Source organism: Amycolatopsis sp. 195334CR, from assembly GCF_017309385.1.
GTDB lineage: Bacteria > Actinomycetota > Actinomycetes > Mycobacteriales > Pseudonocardiaceae > Amycolatopsis.
In genome coordinates this window covers 3,283,643-3,296,618 of record NZ_JAFJMJ010000001.1, presented here as the reverse complement: position 1 = coordinate 3,296,618, position 12,976 = coordinate 3,283,643, and the positions used below count along the sequence as shown (strand labels likewise).

General features: G+C 72.1%; 10 protein-coding genes. 6 read left to right on the top strand and 4 right to left on the bottom strand.

Annotation, left to right across the window (positions count from 1 at the left end):
• Both JYK18_RS16215 and JYK18_RS16210 read right to left on the bottom strand, forming a co-directional pair.
• Complete coding sequence (locus tag JYK18_RS16215; RefSeq protein WP_206802843.1) at positions 1–669, bottom strand: response regulator transcription factor; 669 nt, start codon at positions 667–669, stop codon at positions 1–3.
• A complete protein-coding gene (locus tag JYK18_RS16210; protein WP_206802842.1) occupies positions 666–2,027 on the bottom strand; it encodes an ATP-binding protein in 1,362 nt (453 codons plus the stop codon). Before JYK18_RS16210 ends, JYK18_RS16215 begins: the two co-directional genes overlap by 4 nt.
• Positions 2,028–2,154: 127 nt before the next feature.
• Between JYK18_RS16210 and JYK18_RS16205 the strand changes: the two genes are divergently transcribed.
• Both JYK18_RS16205 and JYK18_RS16200 read left to right on the top strand, forming a co-directional pair.
• A complete protein-coding gene (locus JYK18_RS16205) occupies positions 2,155–3,423 on the top strand; it encodes a PspC domain-containing protein (RefSeq protein ID WP_206802841.1) in 1,269 nt (422 codons plus the stop codon).
• Positions 3,416–3,628, top strand: coding sequence for a hypothetical protein (locus JYK18_RS16200; RefSeq protein ID WP_206802840.1), 213 nt, complete (start codon positions 3,416–3,418; stop codon positions 3,626–3,628). Before JYK18_RS16205 ends, JYK18_RS16200 begins: the two co-directional genes overlap by 8 nt.
• A 47-nt stretch (positions 3,629–3,675) precedes the next feature.
• Here JYK18_RS16200 and guaA read toward each other — a convergent pair whose 3' ends face one another.
• A complete protein-coding gene (guaA, locus tag JYK18_RS16195) occupies positions 3,676–5,235 on the bottom strand; it encodes a glutamine-hydrolyzing GMP synthase (protein ID WP_206802839.1) in 1,560 nt (519 codons plus the stop codon).
• A 63-nt stretch (positions 5,236–5,298) separates the two neighbouring features.
• Between guaA and JYK18_RS16190 the strand changes: the two genes are divergently transcribed.
• From JYK18_RS16190 to JYK18_RS16175, 4 genes are all read left to right on the top strand, one after another.
• Entirely contained in the window at positions 5,299–6,324 is a 1,026-nt protein-coding gene (locus JYK18_RS16190; RefSeq protein ID WP_206802838.1) for a zinc-dependent alcohol dehydrogenase family protein, read from the top strand.
• On the top strand, positions 6,321–7,772 hold the full coding sequence (locus JYK18_RS16185) for an aldehyde dehydrogenase family protein (RefSeq protein WP_374195021.1): 1,452 nt from the start codon (positions 6,321–6,323) through the stop codon (positions 7,770–7,772). Before JYK18_RS16190 ends, JYK18_RS16185 begins: the two co-directional genes overlap by 4 nt.
• 187 nt (positions 7,773–7,959) lie before the next feature.
• Positions 7,960–8,406, top strand: a complete 447-nt coding sequence (locus JYK18_RS16180) for a hypothetical protein (RefSeq protein ID WP_206802837.1) — start codon at positions 7,960–7,962, stop codon at positions 8,404–8,406.
• Positions 8,407–8,488: 82 nt separating this feature from the next.
• Positions 8,489–11,146, top strand: coding sequence for a CHAT domain-containing protein (locus JYK18_RS16175; protein ID WP_307795924.1), 2,658 nt, complete (start codon positions 8,489–8,491; stop codon positions 11,144–11,146).
• Positions 11,147–11,266: 120 nt separating this feature from the next.
• Here the strand turns inward: JYK18_RS16175 and JYK18_RS16170 are convergent, their stop codons facing one another.
• Positions 11,267–12,970 (bottom strand): GMC family oxidoreductase, encoded by a 1,704-nt coding sequence (locus JYK18_RS16170; protein ID WP_307795923.1) that lies wholly within the window; start codon positions 12,968–12,970, stop codon positions 11,267–11,269.
• Positions 12,971–12,976 lie beyond the last annotated feature (6 nt).

The window sequence follows — 12,976 nt, the reverse complement described above, 5'->3', positions numbered from 1 at the left end:
TCAGACGAGACGGCGGTCGGAGGCCCAGCGGGACAGCTCGTACCGGTTGGACAGCTGGGTCTTCCGCAGGACGCTGGACACGTGGGTCTCCACCGTCTTCACCGAGATGAACAGCTCCGACGCGATCTCCTTGTACGCGTACCCCCGCGCGAGCAGGCGCAGCACGTCCCGCTCGCGCGGGGTCAGCAGGTCCAGTTCCGGGTCGCTGATCGGGGCGGAGCCGGGCCGGTCGGCGAAGGCGTCCAGCACGAAGCCCGCCAGCCGCGGCGAGAACACCGCGTCGCCGTCGGAGACCCGGACCACCGCCCGGACCAGCTCCTTCGACGAGATCGTCTTGGTGACGTACCCCCGGGCCCCCGCCCGGATCACCGCGATCACGTCCTCGGCCGCGTCCGACACCGACAGCGCCAGGAACACCACGTCCGGCAGCTCCGGCCGGATCCGCCGCAGCACCTCGGCGCCGCCACCGTCCGGCATGTGCACGTCGAGCAGCACCACCTGCGGGCGGGTGCGCGCGATCCCCGTCGCGGCCTCGGCGACGGACCCCGCCTCGCCGACCACCCGCACCTCCTCGGTGATCGACTCCAGCTCGGCCCGCACCCCCGCGCGAAACAAAGCGTGGTCGTCCACCAGGAACACCGACACCGGCTTCTTCGCTTCGTCCGTCACGCGACCTTCCCAACCTTGAGCGGCATCTCCAACTGCACCTCGGTGCCCTCGCCAGGGGCGGTGCGCACGCGGCACTTGCCGCCGTTGCGCTCCATCCTCCCCCGGATCGAGTCCGCGAGGCCATGCCGGTCGGCCGGAACCGCGTCCTGGTCGAACCCCTTCCCCCGATCGCGCACGAACACGGTGACCGCCGTCGGCTCCACCTCGGCGTACACGCTCACCTCGTCCACCCCGGCGTGCTTGGCCGCGTTGACGATGGCCTCCCGCGCGGCCTGCACCAGCGCGGTCAGCGGTTCGTCCAGCTCGGCCTCGCCGACCACCACCTGCTGGACCGAGATGGCGAAGCTGTCCTCCACCTCCCCGCACGCGGTCGCGATGGCCTCCGACAAGCGCGTCAGGCGGCCCCCCGACTGCCCCGCCTGAGAAAGGCCCTCCGACCCCGACTTCTCCTTGTCCCCGTACCCCGACGGCCCGTAGAGCCAGCTGCGCAGCTGCCGTTCCTGTCCCCTGGCCAGCCGCGCCACCTCACGCGGGTCCCCCGACTGCTTCTGGATCAGCGCCAGCGTCTGCAGCACCGAGTCGTGCAGGTGCGCGGCGATCTCGGCGCGTTCCTCGGTGCGGATGCGGGCCCGCCGCTCCTCCCCGAGGTCGCGGACCAGCCGGACCCAGAACGGCACGGTCAGCACCGCCACCCCGATCAGCGTGGCCAGCACCGCGAGCAACGCGAACTGGATCTGCTCCATGCTCCCCGAGCGGAGCAGCACCACGCCGACCCCGGTCATCACCAGCGCCGCCCCGGCCAGAATGCGGATCGCCGCCGACCAGCCGCCCGCCCCGGACAGCGTGCCGACGACCCCCGTCTTGGCACCCGTCCGCCAGCGGCGGCGCTGCGATTCGTCGGCCTCCCGCCAGACCACCGCCGCGCCGATCAGCGCGACCGTCAGCGGCGCGGCCACCCAGCCGCTGAACAGCCCGCTCAGCGCACCCCCGGCCACGGACAGGCCGACGCCGAGCGCGATCAGCCCGAACGCCTGCTGGCGGTCCTTGGCCGAGCCCTCCTTCTTCTCCTCCTTGGCGTTCTGCGGGACGAACACCCAGAGCAGGCCGTAGGCGAACATGCCCACCCCGCCGAGGCCGCCGAGCAGCGCGAAGGCCATCCGCACCCAGAGCACGCGCACGCCGAGGTGGTCGGCGAGACCGCCGGCCACCCCGGCCACGGCCCGCCCGGACCGCCGCCGGTACATCTTCGGCGGGCCCGCTTCCTCGACCGCCGAGCGCGGCGCAGGGATCACCACGGTCTCCGCATCGGGCGGCGCGGGCGCGGTGGGTTGCTGGAGCTGTTCTGGCACGTGGCCCATGGTCACACGGCGACGCGCCGGAATCATCAGGGAAACCCCCGAGGTGGACCCGGGTCCCGCCACCCCTGAGCAAGTTCAGGGGACTTCCCGGATGTGCCGGGGCGGTCCGGAGCGCATTCTCGATGGCATGAGTGGGACATCGACGCAGCCGCCGGAAACTTCGAAGCCGGGGCTCAACGGTTTCGAAGAGACCGTCAAGGACTTCTGGGCGAGCCGCCCGCGCCGCCCCAAGCAGGGGCGCAAGGTCGCGGGTGTGGCGGCGGCGATCGGCAACCGCTACGGCATCGACCCGGTGGTGGTGCGCGTGGCGCTGGTCGCCGCGACCGTGTTCGGCGGCATCGGCATCGGCCTGTACGTGATCGGCTGGCTGCTCTTCGCCGACGAGCACGACGAGGTCGCGCCGATCGAGGGCCTGATCGGCCGCGGCCGGACGTCGATGAACCCGGCCTTCACCGTGGTGCTGGCCTGCTCGCTGTTCTTCGTCATCCCCTGGTCGTTCGCCGGCAACTGGTTCGACGGCGGCGGGTTCTTCGGCCTCGGCCTGATCCTGCTCGCGCTGTACCTGCTGCACCGCAGTCGCGGCCAGTTCAACCGTCCCGCCGTGCCGCCCGCTCCCGGCCACGACGCGGGCTTCACCATGACCGACGGAGGTACCACCGTGTCCAGCAGCACCGACGCGCCCCCGCAGTGGGATCCGCTCGGGGCGGCGCCGTTCGCCTGGGATCTGCCCGATCCCCACCCGGCTCCGGTGCTCGCCGACGAACCACCGCCGCCGCCGGTGCCGCGGCGCCGCTCGTCCCCGGTCGGCAAGATCACCTTCGCGGTGGCGCTGGTCACCGCGGGTGTGCTGACCACGCTCGGCCTCACCGGGGTGGCGTGGTTCAGCCCGGCCCACATCATCGGCGTGACGCTCGGGGTGCTCGGGGTCGGCATGGTGGCCGGTGCGCTCACCGGTGGCGGCCGCGGGCTGATCGGCCTGGCCGTGCCGCTGTCCATCGCCGGGGTGGCGCTGACCGCGGTGCCGTTCCACGCGGTCGGCGGCGGGGTCGGCAACATCGACGCGACGCCGCGCTCGGCGGGCGAGGTGCTGCCGGTCTACCAGCAGACCGCGGGCAACATCGACCTCGACCTGACCCAGCTGCCCGAGGGCACCCCGGTGACCACCACCGTGCGCTCGACGCTCGGCAGTTCGACGGTGATCGTGCCGGAGGACGCCGACGTCCAGGTCACCTGCGAGAGCTCGGTCGGCGACATCGAGTGCCTCGGTCGCGAGCACAGCGGCCTCGGCAACGCGCCGATCACCGTGACCGACCACGGCAACGACGGCGTCGGTGGCCCCCAGTACAACCTGACCGTGACCACGTCGACCGGCAGCGTGGAGGTGCGCCGTGGCTGAGGAATCCGAAACCACCCCGGTGAAGCGCCGGCTCGACGTGTTCACCCTGCTGCTCGGCATCGCCACCCTCGGCGCCAGCGCCTACGTGCTGACCGACGGTGCGCTGCCGCTGCCCGGCTTCGACCCGCGGTGGCTGGTCGCCGGCGCCGCGGTGCTGATCGGCCTGCTGCTGCTCGGTGCTTCGTTCAGCGGCAAGAAGCGATAACCCACTCAAGCGGAAAAGGGCCCCGGACTGATCCGGGGCCCTTTCCGCTATTCCCACTCGATCGTGCCCGGCGGCTTGCTGGTCACGTCCAGCACCACGCGGTTCACCTCGGCCACCTCGTTGGTGATCCGGGTGGAGATGCGCTCCAGCACCTCGTAGGGCAGTCGGGTCCAGTCCGCGGTCATCGCGTCCTCGCTGGACACCGGCCGCAGCACCACCGGGTGCCCGTAGGTCCGGCCGTCGCCCTGCACGCCGACGCTGCGCACGTCGGCCAGCAGCACCACCGGGCACTGCCAGATGTCGCGGTCCATCCCGGCCGCGGTCAGCTCCTCGCGCGCGATCGCGTCGGCCGCGCGGAGGGTGGCCAGCCGGTCCGGGGTGACCTCGCCGATGATCCGGATGCCCAGTCCCGGCCCGGGGAACGGCTGCCGGTGCACGATCGTCTCCGGCAGGCCCAGCTCCAGCCCGACCCGGCGCACCTCGTCCTTGAACAGCGACCGCAGCGGCTCGACCAGTTCGAAGGCCAGGTCGTCGGGCAGGCCACCGACGTTGTGGTGGCTCTTGATGTTCGAGGTGCCCGCGCCGCCGCCGGACTCGACCACGTCCGGGTAGAGCGTGCCCTGCACCAGGAACCGGTAGTCGCCCTCCGCCTTGAGGTCGCGCTCGGCCTGCTCGAACACGCGGATGAACTCGCGGCCGATGATCTTGCGCTTCTGCTCGGGATCGGTGACCCCGGCGAGCGCGTCCATGAACCGCTCGCGCGCGTCCACGGTGACCAGGTTGACCCCGGTGGCCGCGACGAAGTCCCGTTCCACCTGGGTGCGCTCGCCCGAGCGCAGCAGGCCGTGGTCGACGAACACGCAGGTGAGCCGGTCGCCGATGGCGCGCTGCACCAGTGCCGCGGCCACCGCCGAGTCCACCCCGCCGGACAGCCCGCAGATCGCCCGGCCGTCGCCGACCTGCGCGGCGATCGCCGCCACCTGCTCCTCCACAATGGACGCCGTGGTCCACTGTGGACGGATACCGGCGATCTCGTGCAGGAACCGGCGCAGCACCTCCTGCCCGTGCGGGGAGTGCCCGACCTCGGGGTGGTACTGCACCCCGGCGATGCGGCGTTCGGTGTCCTCGAACCCGGCCACCGGCGCGCCCTCGGAGGTCGCGGTGACCACCGCGCCGTCCGGTGCCTTGGTCACGCTGTCGCCGTGGCTCATCCACGCGGGGTGCCGCGCGGGCAGTTCGGCGTGCAGGACGCCGCCGCCGTCGCCGCTGACCTTGACCTCGGTGCGGCCGTACTCGCGGGCGCCGGTCGCCTCCACCGTGCCGCCGAGCGCCCTGGCCAGCAGCTGGAAGCCGTAGCAGATGCCGAACACCGGCACGCCCGCCTCGACCAGCGCCGGGTCCATCGCGGGCGCGCCCTCTTCGTACACACTGGACGGTCCACCCGAAAGGATGATCGCGGACGGGTTCTTCGCCAGCAGCTCGTCGACTGCGGCGGTGTGCGGTACCACCTCGGAGTAGACCTGGGCCTCGCGGACGCGCCGCGCGATCAGCTGCGCGTACTGCGCCCCGAAGTCCACCACGAGCACCGGCCCGGTGCTGCTGTTCACTCGCCGACCTCCTTCTCCTCGCGCACTATCGTCGCAGGTGATGACTTCGAGGAAAGGACGGGGATGCGAGCCACGCTGATCTACGGAGCGGGGGACGTGCGCGTGGAGGACGTGCCGGACCCGGTGCTCCGCGCGCCGTCGGACGCGGTGGTGCGGGTGCTCCGGTCGTGCGTCTGCGGCAGCGACCTGTGGCCCTACGCCAGTCGTGAGGCCACCGAGCAGGGGCAGCGGATCGGGCACGAGTTCCTCGGCGTCGTCGAAGACACCGGCGCCGAGGTCACCACGGTCAAGACCGGTGACCTGGTGGTGGCGCCGTTCGTCTACTCCGACGGCACCTGCGAGTTCTGCCGCGAGGGCCTGCACACCTCGTGCCGCAACGGCGGCAACTGGGGCGTGCACGGGGTCGACGGCGGCCAGGGCGAAGCGGTCCGCGTGCCGCAGGCGGACGGCACGCTGGTGAAGCTTCCCGTCGGTGAGGACACCGCGTTGCTGCCCTCGCTGCTGACCCTGTCCGACGTGTTCTCCACCGGGCACCACGCCGCGGTCACCGCGGGCGTGAGCGAACGCACAACGGTGACTGTGATCGGCGACGGCGCGGTCGGCCTGTGCGCGGTGCTGGCCGCGCGGCGCCTGGGTGCCGAGCGCATCGTGCTGATGGGCCGCCACCGCGACCGCACCGATCTCGGTCGCGAGTTCGGCGCGACCGACGTGGTCGCCGAACGCGGCGAGGAGGGCATCGCGAAGGTGCGCGAACTGACCGGGGGCACGCACACCGTGCTCGAATGCGTCGGCACCAGGCCCGCGTTCGAGATGGGCATCGGCGTGGCGCGCCCCGGCGGGCGGGTCAGCCGGGTCGGCGTGCCGCAGTACACCGAGGGCCCGATCGGGCGGTACGTGTTCGGCAACAACATCACCGTCACCGGCGGGGTCGCGCCCGCGCGGAACTACATCGAGCAGCTGCTGCCCGATGTGCTCGACGGCCGCGTCGAACCCGGCCGGGTGTTCGACGTGACCGTGCCACTGGACGAGGTCCCCGCCGCCTACCAGGCGATGGCCGACTGCAAGGCGCTGAAGGTGCTGGTCGCGTGAACGAGGAAGCATTCACCCCCGAACCCCGTCCCGCCTGGATCGCCGGGCTGCCCGAACAGGGCGCGAGCACGATGGAGGTCACGCACCCCTTCGACGGCCTCGAAGTCGCCACGGTCGCGGTGCCCGGCCCGGAGCAGGTCGAGCGCGCGGTGGCGAAGGCGGCCTCGGTGGCCGCCGAGTTCCGCCGCCGCCCGGCGCACCAGCACGCCGCGGTGCTCGACCACGTCTCACGCGCGCTCGCCGAACGCGCCGAGGAGATCGCCGAGGTGATCACCGCGGAGAACGGCAAACCGCTGAAGTGGTCGGAAGTCGAGGTGCGGCGGGCGATCTCGGTGTTCCGGATCGCCGCGGAGGAGGCACGCCGGTTCGACGGGCAGTTGCAGCGGCTGGACACCGACGAGGGCGGCGAGGGCAGGCTGGCGCTCGTCCGGCGCGTGCCGCGTGGGCCGGTGCTGGGCATCGCGCCGTTCAACTTCCCGCTGAACCTGGTGGCGCACAAGGTCGCCCCGGCGCTCGCGGTCGGTGCGCCGATCATCGTGAAACCGGCACCGCGCACCCCGTTGTCCGCCTTGATCCTGGGCGAGATCCTGGCCGAGACGGATCTGCCGGACGGCGCGTTTTCCGTGCTGCCGCTGGGAAATGCCGAAACCTCGGCGCTGGTGGCCGATGCGCGGCTGCCGGTGGTGTCGTTCACCGGCTCCGGTCCGGTCGGCTGGTCGATCGCCGACGCGGCCGCGCGCAAGCACGTGGTGCTCGAACTCGGCGGCAACGCGGCGGCGGTGGTGCTGGCCGACTGGCCGGACCTCGCCGGGGCCGCGCGGCGGATCGCCACCTTCGGCAACTACCAGGCCGGCCAGTCGTGCATCGCGGTGCAGCGGGTGATCGTCGAACGCGCGGTCGCCGACGAGTTCGTGCCCGCGCTGACCGAGGCGGTGCGCGCGCTGCGGACCGGCGACCCGTACGACACCGAGGTCGAGGTCGGGCCAGTGGTCGACGAAGCGGCGGCGGAGCGAATCGTTACCTGGATCGGCGAGGCGGTCGACGGCGGCGCGCGGGTGCTCGCCGGTGGCGGCCGGGACGGCGCGACCGTCGAACCGACGCTGCTGATCGACGTTCCGCGGGACGCGAAGGTCTGGGCGGAAGAAGTGTTCGGCCCGGTGCTCGCGATTTCCGTGGTGGATTCCGCCGACGCCGCGTTCGAGGCGGTGAACGATTCTCGATACGGGCTCCAGGCAGGGGTTTTCACCCGCGATGTCGGGCTCGCTTTTCGCGCTTCCGCTGAGCTGGAGACCGGCGGCGTGATCATCGGTGACGTGCCGTCCTACCGCGCGGACCAGATGCCGTACGGCGGGGTCAAGGGCTCGGGACGCGGTCGTGAGGGCGTTCCGGCGGCGATGGCGGACCTGACCGAGGAGAAGGTGACGGTACTGACCGGGATCACTCTTTAGGACTAATACAGAAAAGGGCCTGCGCACATAGTAATTCCCATACCTCCATTCGTGCGGTACCTTCAGCCAAGGTTCCTTGGGGGGAACCCGATCCGGACACCCAGCGTCGCATCTTGGTATCAGCTTGCGGCGTACGGAAAAGGTTGGTTGCGCCGGTGCCGGCGCATTCACGAGGGAGGAAACGAAGATGAGCACGCCCACGGAGGAGTTGGCCCCGGAGTCGGACGACACCACGCCGGACGGTCCGCGCAACACCAGCACCGACCCGACCACCCAGGGCCCCCGGAACACCAGCGTCGACCCGACCACCCAGGGCCCGCGCAACACCGCCACCGACCCGACGACGCAGGGCCCGCGCAACACCAGCGTCGACCCCACCACCCAGGGTCCCCGCAACACCAGCACGAACCCGACCACGCAGGGCCCGCGCAACACGAGCGTCGACCCCACCACTCAGGGTCCGCGCAACACCGCCACCGACCCGACCACCCAGGGTCCCCGCAACACGAGCACCGACCCGACCACGCAGGGCCCCCGGAACACGAGCACCGACACCACCCCGGACGGCCCGCGCAACACCAGCACCGACCCGACCACCCAGGGCCCGCGCAACACCAGCGTCCCCGCGTCCTGAGGCGATCGCCGTAGCTTCCGCCGGGCGGGATCCCCCCGCCCGGCGGACTTCGTCCCGCGTCCTCATGTGGTCTGATAGTCGGGTGGCCGCCCCTAACGATTCCGGAGCGACCCGGCGGCACCGGCGTTCCCGTGCCCGCGAAGCGGTACTGGACCAGGTCGCCGAACTGCACGAGACGGCCGTGCGGATCCGGCACGCCGGCCGTGAGCGCGAGGGGATGCGCCTGTTCCGGCGCGGTCTCGCCCTGCTCGAGACGATCTCCCCCGAGGGCGCCCGCTGGCTCGCGCTCCACATCGAGCTGTGGATCCGGCTCGCCTACTCCGAAGCCGAGTTCGGCACGGTCGCCGACGGCCTCGCCCGCCTCGACGCCGTGCGCCCCCGCCTCACCGAACTGCCCGAGGGCCCGGTCCGCACCGAACTCCGCGGCTTCATGGACCACATCCACGGCACCATGCTCTCCAGGGCCGGCTTCGACGAGGCCAGCCTGCCGCTGATGGAGTCGGCGATCGCGCACCGCCGCCGCCTGGTCGCCGAGGCCACCGCCGACAGCCGCGAACGGCTGACCGAGGCGCTGGTCGCGTCGGCGAGCAACCGCGGGCTCACCTTCGTCACCCTCGGCAGGCTCGCCGAAGCCAGGCAGGACCTGGACTACGCGAGCGAACTGGCCGCCGAGTACGACTTCCCGCAGAAGAGCGCCTACCTCCAGCACATGCTGGGCGACCTGGAGAAGCGGCTCGGCAGGCTGCCGCAGGCGCTGCACCACTACGGCGAGGCCGAGCGCGCCTACCTCGAACTCGGCCCGGACATGCTCTACCGGCTGCGGATCGACCAGGCGCAGGCGCTGCTCGGCGCCGGACTGGCGGTCGAGGCCGGGCGGCACCTGGACGAGGTGCTGCCGCAGATGCGCCGCCAGCGGGTCGGCCAGGACCTCGGGGAAGCCGAGTTGTTCCGCGCCGCCGCGGCCCTGCTCGAAGGTGATCTGCCCACCGCGCAACAGCTCGCGGGTTCGGCGCAGCGCCGGATGCGGCGACGCGGCACCGAGGGCTGGGCCACCCTCGCCGAACTGCTCGGCCTCCGGGTGCACACGATGCGCGCGCTGTCCAGCGGCCGGGTGCCCGCGGCGCTGGTGTCCACCGCGGGGCAGCTCGCCGCGCGACTGTCCGACCTGCGCCTCGGCGAGGACGCCGCACTGGCGAGAACCCTTGCGGCACAACTGGAAGTGCGTCGCGGGCGGGTCGACGAAGCGGGCGAGCTGCTGCGCCGCGTGCCGCGGCCGAAACCACACACCCCGCTCGAACACCGCATGCTGTTGCGCCTGTGCAAAGCGGAACTGGCGGCGGCACAGGGAAATCGGCGCAAGGCGTTCGCGCAGGCGCGGGCCGGGCTGGCCGAACTCGGGCAGGCACGCGACCGCATGGGCGGGCTGGAACTGGTCTCCGGCACCGCGTTGCACGGCCAGGAACTCGGCGATCTGGCGATGCGGCTGGTGCTCGACGGCGGTGAGTCGGCCACCGAGGCGCGTCAGCTGTTCAACTGGCTGGAGCGCACGCGGGCGCAGATGTACCGCTACGAGCAGGTGTCCGGGCTGGAGAACACGCAGCTGGTCGAGTCGATAGCGGAAATCCGCCACGTCGGGCACGCGCTGCGCGAAGCCAAACTGGACGGCAGGCCGGTGGCCGGGTTGCAGGCGCGCTACAACGAACTGCGGCACGCGGCGACGCGGCTGGGCTGGCACGCGGCGACCCGCTGGGGACGGCCGCGGCCGGTCGCCACCGTCGAGGACGTGGCGGCCAGGCTCGGCGACCGGGTGCTGATCAGCTTCGCGGCCTCCGGCGACAAACTGCTCGCGGTGGTCGTGCACGACGGCCGGGTGCGGATCGTCCGGCTGGGTTCGGCGCGCGACGCCGCCGAGCGGACGCGGCGGCTGCACGCCGACCTGAACGCGATGGCGCCGGACCACCTGGCCGAACCGCTGCTGCAGGCGATCTCGGCGTCGGCGCGCAAGGAGGCCGACCTGCTCGACGCGCAGCTGATGCGGCCGCTGCTGGAGATCCTCGGTGACCGCGAGGCGGTGCTGGTGCCGACCGGGGCGCTGTACGCGGTGCCGTGGAACGTGCTGGGCTCGCTGCGGTACCGGCCGATCGTGGTGGCACCGTCGGCGACGGCGTGGCTGGCCGCGTCGAAACCGGAGCCGGAGGCCACCGGGACCGTCCTGGTGCGCGGCCCCAACCTGCTGGCGGCGACCGGTGAGATAGACAAGCTCGCCGCGCACCACCGGAACGCCACGCAGTTCGCCGCCGACCGCGCCGACGTGCGCACGGTGCTCGACGCGTTGGACGGCGTCGACCTGGCGCACATCGCGGCGCACGGTTCGCACGAGCCGGACAACGCGCTGTTCTCGAAACTGGAACTGGCCGACGGCGCGTTGTTCGCGCACGAGGTGGCCGCGCTGCGAAGACCGCCGCGCCAGGTGGTGCTGGCCGCGTGCGAACTCGCGCTGAACCTGATCAGACCGGGCGACGAGGCACTCGGCTTCGCCGGCGCGCTGCTGGCGAGCGGGACGCACACCGTGGTCGCCGCGGCCAGCCGGGTCGGCGACCACCCGGCCGCCGCCGCGATGGACGACTACCACCGCGCACTGGCCGCCAACGTCGCCCCGGCCACCGCACTGGCGGACGCCGTCGGCGTGGACCCGCTACGCCGCCCGTTCATCTGCCTCGGCTCCGGCGGCGGCCCCTGAGCCGGTCACCGGCACCGCGCAGCCAGCGCAGTGCAACCAGCGCAGCGAGCAGTGCAGCCAGCTCTGCGGAACCGGCTTCTGCGGGCAAAAGCAGGTTCGGACATTTCGGACGCTTGGCGGTCAGGCCAGCGGCAGGCGCAGGCCGCCCGGCGCCTCCGCCGGGACGACCGGGTTCTTCGGGGCCACCGGCGCGAGCCGTTCGTACCCCGAAGACTGCGCCGGCCGCGGGTCCACCTCGCCCTTGTTCGGCCAGAACGACATCGCCCGCTCCGCCTGGGCGGTGATCGTCAGCGACGGGTTCACGCCCAGGTTCGCGGTGATCGCCGAACCGTCCACAATGGACAACCCGGGATGCCCGTAGGCCCGGTGGTACGGGTCGATCACACCCGAGGCGGCGTCCGTGCCGATCGGCGCGCCGCCGATGAAGTGCGCGGTCAGCGGGATGTCGAACACCTCGCCCCAGGTTCCGCCCGCGATGCCGTCGATGTGCTCGGCGGTGCGCAGGTTCGCCTCGTGCCCGGCCGCGATGAACGACGGGTTCGGCTCGCCGTGCCCCTGCTTCGAGGTGTACTTCCGCCGCCCGAACAGGCCGCGCCTGGTGTACGTGGTGATCGAGTTGTCCAGGCTCTGCATCACCAGCAGGATCACCGTGCGCTCGCTCCACCGGTACCCGTTGAGCAGCTTCGCCGACTGGATCGGGTGCCGCACCAGGAACCGGACCGCCTGCCGCCACCGCGGCACCGGCGAAGCGCCGTCGGTGGCGATGGTCTGCAGCAGGCTCATCGCGTTGCTGCCCTTGCCGTAGCGCACCGGCTCGATGTGCGTGATCTCGTCGGGGTGGATCGACGAGGTGATCGCCACCCCGCGCGTGTAGTCGTGCGCCGGGTCCACCGTCGGCCGCCCGGAGCCGATGATCGCCTCGGAGTTCGTCCTGGTCAGCTCGCCCAGCCTGGCCGACAGCCGCGGCAGCGCACCGGTGTCCTTCATCTTGTGCAGCAGGTTCTGCGTGCCCCAGGTCCCGGCCGCGAGCACCACCTTGCCCGCGGTCACCGTGGTCCGGAAGCGCGGCGAGGTCTTCCCGGTCTTGCGCAGGTCCACCTCGAACGAACCGTCCGGCCGCTCGCGCAGCCCGGTCACCGTGGTCAGCGGGATGACCTTCGCCCCGGCCCGCTCCGCCAGGTACAGGTAGTTCTTGACCAGCGTGTTCTTCGCGCCGACGCGGCAGCCGGTCATGCACGAACCGCATTCGGTGCAGCCGGTGCGCGCCGGGCCCGCCCCGCCGAAGTACGGGTCGGCCACCCGCTTGCCCGGCTCGCCGAAGTACACCCCGACCGGCGTCGGGTGGTACGAATCCGCGACGCCCAGGTCCGCGGCGACCTTCTGCATCACCTCGTCGGACGGCGTGACCGTCGGGTTCGTCACCACGCCCAGCATCCGGCTCGCCTGGTCGTAGTGCGGGCCGAGCTCGGCCTCCCAGTCGGTGATGTGCGCCCACTGCCGGTCGGTGTAGAACGGCTTGAGCGGCCGGTACAGCGTGTTCGCGTAGACCAGCGACCCACCGCCGACCCCGGCGCCCGCGAGCACCATCACGTCCTTGAGCAGGTGGATGCGCTGGATGCCGAAGCACCCGAGCTGCGGCGCCCACAGGTAGCGCCGCACGTCCCAGGAGGTCTTCGCGAACTCGTCGTCGGCGAAGCGGCGGCCCGCCTCGATCACCGCGACCCGGTAACCCTTTTCGGTCAGCCGGAGCGCGGCGACGCTGCCGCCGAACCCGGAGCCGACCACTACGACGTCGTAGTCCGTGGTGGTGTTACGAGCAGTCACAGGTAA

What these genes read in the sequence shown, in the direction of transcription:
- JYK18_RS16210 (WP_206802842.1), bottom strand. Translation starts at nt 2,027, where the DNA reads ATGGGCCACGTGCCAGAACAGCTCCAGCAACCCACCGCGCCCGCGCCG.
- JYK18_RS16205 (WP_206802841.1), top strand. Translation starts at nt 2,155, where the DNA reads ATGAGTGGGACATCGACGCAGCCGCCGGAAACTTCGAAGCCGGGGCTC.
- JYK18_RS16190 (WP_206802838.1), top strand. Translation starts at nt 5,299, where the DNA reads ATGCGAGCCACGCTGATCTACGGAGCGGGGGACGTGCGCGTGGAGGAC.
- JYK18_RS16180 (WP_206802837.1), top strand. Translation starts at nt 7,960, where the DNA reads ATGAGCACGCCCACGGAGGAGTTGGCCCCGGAGTCGGACGACACCACG.